Origin of the sequence: Microvirga tunisiensis, from assembly GCF_009296175.1 — a bacterium.
Classification (GTDB): domain Bacteria; phylum Pseudomonadota; class Alphaproteobacteria; order Rhizobiales; family Beijerinckiaceae; genus Microvirga; species Microvirga tunisiensis.
The window spans coordinates 1-877 of record NZ_VOSK01000883.1 but is presented as its reverse complement, the minus strand read 5'-3'; the positions used below and the strand labels follow the sequence as shown (position 1 = coordinate 877).

Genomic DNA, 877 nt, shown 5'->3' with positions numbered 1-877 from the left:
GTTGTGCTCAGACATTTTTTATGTCATGTGGATTGTTTAACCTGTCGATACTGCTCCATTGGCATCAATGATATTGAAATTTCGGGGATGTGGCAGACGAGAACTTTCTCTCTGACAAATGATCACTTGGAGGGCAGCTATTCGCAACGTTCAGCGCAAGTCACCCATACCCACCGCAGCCGCCTCCAGAACTCTCCTACTGTCCAGTTGTCTCGGCCTGAGCCTTCTTCAGGTACTCCAATGCCGACTTCAGGGCTCCACGGTGGCCGCTGGTCTGGATAAGCACGGTCATGAACATTGGCTTGGGAAGATCAGGGTGACGAAAGCCGTTGAGCAGACTCTCATCCTTGGTGAACCCATTTCGCGCCATGGCGGCCACAAATTGCTTTTCGGTTAAATCACGCATTCTACAATTCAGTTTTTGAGGGCGGTCGGTGAGGTGACCCGGCAGAGAAGGTCGGAATTATCAAGGTAAGGATATGCGAGAAAGGCTAAAAGGAGACAAGGCCCTGCTTGATGCACGGGATGACGCCAGGGAAGCCAGTTAGCCGTTCCTATTCACCAGAGTTTGTTTCGGGGCCTATTTGGTAGCGCGGGCGTGCCGATCCGCTGCGTTTCTTTCACCGCGGCAAGGTCTGGAACGTGGGGAACGCGTTGGCAGGGACGGGATGGGATGACCGGGGCGATGGCAGCCCCGGCGCTCAGGGCGAGGCCGCCCGGGGCTGGGGTGCCAGAGCGCTCGCAAGACGCCGGACGAGATCCGCTTCCGGACAGCACGAGGCAAAGGCCAGTCGGATGCGGCTGGTGGTTTCCTGCACCCGCACGGCGATCTTGAGCAGGCGCAACCGCAGCGTTGCGAACTCCGCCCGGGCGAGAT

General features: G+C 57.4%; 2 protein-coding genes. Both read right to left on the bottom strand.

What is annotated here, in order from left to right; genetic code table 11:
- Positions 1 to 196: 196 nt before the first annotated feature.
- Entirely contained in the window at positions 197 to 406 is a 210-nt protein-coding gene (locus FS320_RS44315; protein ID WP_152718771.1) for a hypothetical protein, read from the bottom strand.
- 295 nt (positions 407 to 701) lie between these two features.
- The coding region (locus FS320_RS44310; RefSeq protein WP_192926244.1) for a transposase at positions 702 to 877 on the bottom strand (176 nt) is incomplete at its 5' end.